General features: G+C 59.3%; 3 protein-coding genes. 2 read left to right on the top strand and 1 reads right to left on the bottom strand.

Features of this window, described 5'->3' with window-relative positions; all coding sequences use genetic code 11:
• Nucleotides 1–338: hypothetical protein (locus ABX749_RS25585; RefSeq protein ID WP_372898501.1), on the bottom strand; the 338-nt coding region annotated here is incomplete at its 3' end.
• Between the two features lie 155 nt (nucleotides 339–493).
• On the opposite strand from ABX749_RS25585, the gene ABX749_RS25580 reads away from it, so the two are divergent.
• Both ABX749_RS25580 and ABX749_RS25575 read left to right on the top strand, forming a co-directional pair.
• Complete coding sequence (locus ABX749_RS25580) at nucleotides 494–2,053, top strand: succinylglutamate desuccinylase/aspartoacylase family protein (protein ID WP_372898500.1); 1,560 nt, start codon at nucleotides 494–496, stop codon at nucleotides 2,051–2,053.
• A 149-nt stretch (nucleotides 2,054–2,202) separates the two neighbouring features.
• Complete coding sequence (locus ABX749_RS25575) at nucleotides 2,203–3,600, top strand: hypothetical protein (RefSeq protein ID WP_372898499.1); 1,398 nt, start codon at nucleotides 2,203–2,205, stop codon at nucleotides 3,598–3,600.
• Nucleotides 3,601–3,722: the final 122 nt, after the last annotated feature.

Here is a 3,722-nt window from a genome sequence, read left to right as displayed (position 1 = left end):
GTGACCACACGTGACCCCACCGGGATCACGATCTCACGAGTCCCGGGGACGAATCGATAGTCAACGCCTTGTTGATATGTGATGTCACCCGATGAGCTGCGCACCGAGAGGATTTCGCGAATCGGAAACAGCAACGAACCGCGAGCTTCGTCCGACTCGGAATCTCGCACGAGCAACACGGATTCCTGTTCGACGACATCACCCCTCCAGAACGGTCGCAGTTGATCCGCGGAGTACTGCCATCGGGTCGCTTGGCCCACTTGGTCTTGGGCCGGCGAATTGCCCGCCAGAATAAGTGTGCAGACGATGAAGAAGGGACGAAACGACAGGGATTGCATGATGACCACGTGAAGGGGCTGGCTGAATGAACACGGAGCGGACGTGCCATTTATACTTGGTCTCGCCGCGTCGGTGGGCAGTCGCCAACAGCGATGAAATCAACAAGCCGCGAGTCCCTAAATCCCATTCACCAGCGCGATCGAGACACGCCACCATGACCACACCAAGATCATCGCGTCGCTTCGCATCCCGTTTCGTTTCCGTGGTCTTGTTTCTCGTTTCCGCACTCGCGTTCGGTTCGGGCAGCGACACACGGGCGCACGCCCAATCTGCGACATCGACTCAGCCGCAAACCGCCACCTCCGGAACGCTGGGCACGGGCACGACTTGGGAAACACCCTGGCATGTCATCGACAGCGGTCACGACGGCCCGACGGTGTTGATCACAGGCGGCGTGCACGGGAATGAACCGGCGGGATTCCGAGCAGCCGAGCAAATTCGACATTGGCCCATCCGACGCGGAAAGCTCGTCGTCATGCCACAGATCAATCGGCTGGGTCTGGCAGCCAACATCCGTTGGTCACCGGACCATCGGAACGATCGTCGACGCCGCGATCTCAATCGCAGCTTTCCCACCTCCGAGCGTGAAGACGCGTTGACCGAGCACACCCGAGCGATCTGGGAGTTCATCACGCGTCACCAGCCGGACTGGGTTTTCGATCTTCACGAGGGATTCGATTTCCATCGCCTCAACGCCGACTCGGTCGGTTCGAGTGTGATCGCCTTTCCCAGCCAGCGTGATTTCGCCACGCGGATCCAGCAAGCCGTCAACGCGGACGTCGATCCGCAACGTCATTTCGACCTGTTGGCGAAAAGCGGTCCCGCGGTCGGCAGCCTGGCCCGAGCGTGTCACGAACAACTCGGCGCCGTGAGTTTCATCTTTGAAACGACGTTCAAAGATCAACCCCTTTCGCTGCGAACGCGACAGCATCGGCGGATGGTTTCGACCGCACTGCAGTCGATCGGCATGATTTCAGAGGACTGCGTCGATCGTTTGGTACCGCAACCGGCACGCGGGATCACGAACGTGGCGTTGTTCGATGATTCGGGAGCCAACGAAGCGAAGGTGATGAAGGTTCTCGAGGGTCGGCCGGGGCTGCTGGTTCGACAGGTCGGTCGGCACGACATGCGACCAGGCGTGTTGGATCAATTCGATGTTCTGGTGTTCCCCGGCGGCTCGGGAAGCAAACAAGGCAAGGCGATCGGCCCGACCGGACGCGATCACGTCCGCCAATTCATTCGCGATGGCGGGGGCGTTGTGGGAATCTGCGCCGGCGCCTACCTCTGCTCGTCGCACTATCCCTGGTCGTTGAACCTGATGAATGCCGCGGTGTTCAACAAGACGGTGGAGATCCCCGGCAAGGGACGCAAATCGATGTGGTATCGCGGCCCCGCCACCGATGTCGCCGTCGAACTGACCGACCGTGCATCGCAGGTGCTGGGCGTCTCCGGAACGCAATCGATTCAGTACCAGAACGGTCCGATCCTTTCACCGGGAGACAACGATTCGTTGCCGGGGTATGAACCGTGGGCCTTCTTCCGTACCGAGAACGGAATTTACGAGCCGCAGAAGAACACCATGATCGGTGCCCCGGCAATCGTCTTCGCTCGGTATGGCGAAGGGCGAATCCTCGCCATTAGTCCACATTTCGAAAGCACCCCCGGTCAGTCGGGGGTGATCCCACGCGCCATCGCCCACGTCCGCGGCAATTAGACAAAGTGTTCCCTGGATCTGTCGATTCTATTGCGGACAACGGGCCGCGGCACGATACAATCCAATTCGATTTGAATCACCTCGACATCCTGCACAAACACGGTCGTGTCCTGCGACCTCATCATCGAACCATCCATTCGAGCACGATCATGACGAAACGATCATTCCCCGCGCGGATTCGGCTGACTTTCTTGACACTGGTTGTTGCCGTCACCAGCGCGGCGGCTCCATTAGCAATGGTCCAGGCATCCGAGCCGACGACGGCGCTGCAGTTGTTCGAAGAACGGATCATGCCGATCTTTCGCTCGCCCAATCCGTCCAGTTGTGTGCAATGCCACCTGTCGTCGGTCGACATCAAGGACTACATCCTGCCCTCACACACCGACACGTTCCTCGCGCTGCGGGCGGACGGCTTGGTTGATGTGGAGGCTCCCGAACGGTCAAAGATTTTGACACTGATTCAGATGGGCGAAAAAGATTCTGATCCGTTGGCCAAGCGGATTCACGCGAAAACGCGGCAGGCCGAATACGAAGCGTTCTCCGCGTGGATCAAAGCCTGTTGCAGTGACCCCGTTCTGGTTTCACGCTCGGCGCCCGAGCAACTCGCGGCGGTCGGACCGGACAAACCTTTGGAAGTCGTTCGCCATGCCCGCAAGAGTCGTGTGCTGGAAGCCTTCACTCGAAACGTTTGGTCGCAGCGGATGCGTTGTTTCCCCTGTCACACGCCTGATGAAATTGACGCCGACAATCCGAAGCATCAAAAGCCGGCCGAGCGTCACGGTGAACTCGTCAAAACCTATGGCGCCCGGATGAATCTGTTTCGCGAAACCCCCGAAGCGACGCTCGCGGCATTGGTCGCCAGCAGCCGCAAGCAAGATGGGAAACGATACCCGTTGATCAACTTGAAAGATCCGGCCAAGAGCCTGTTGGTACTCAAGCCGACGGCCAAGTTGCCGCCCAAGCAGGACGACGGCACTCTGGGCAAGCCGTCTTCGACCGACCCCGTCTCCCACATGGGAGGCATCAAGATGCACGTCGATGACCACTCCTACAAGCTGTTTGTCGGTTGGCTGGAAGACTACGCCGCGGTGGTCGGCGACCAATATGCGACGGCTGACGAATTACCCTCGGACAACTGGATCCCGACCCAGCGGATCTTGCGGGTCAAAGGGACGCCGGCGGATTGGAAACCGGGCTCCGTCGTCCAACTGTTCGTTCACGCCAAAGATCCGTCAGGCAATTGGTCTGACGATCCCGTCGCATTCACGCAATCGGTCGTGACCCCCAGAGCGATGGTCAACGGAGCGTTGTTATTGATCGCGTCGAACCTCAGTCCGGAACAAGAGGTCGCCGAGGATGCGTTTCCGCTGGCCGCGGGCGAGTACCTGGTCAAGGCGTACGTGGACACCGAAGGCAAACTCAAAACGGCTCCATCGCAGCTACTCGAATCGTCCGACTTCGCCGGGCAAGCCGTGATCGACGCAACATGGTTACTCGGTTTTCCCCAGGCAGAAACCTTTGAAGGCGCCCGGTTGGTCAAGCACTAGTATTTCGCCGCACCTTGGTTTTCGGGTAGGCGGTAGTGGACGAGGCGACGAGTCCACTGCGTTTCGGGTAGTGGACGAGGCAACGAGTCCCCTGCCAATATGCCGACGAAAGAGGACTCGTC

Source organism: Stieleria sp. (assembly GCF_041595215.1).
Classification (GTDB): domain Bacteria; phylum Planctomycetota; class Planctomycetia; order Pirellulales; family Pirellulaceae; genus Stieleria; species Stieleria magnilauensis.
This window is presented reverse-complemented; position numbering and strand designations above follow the sequence as displayed.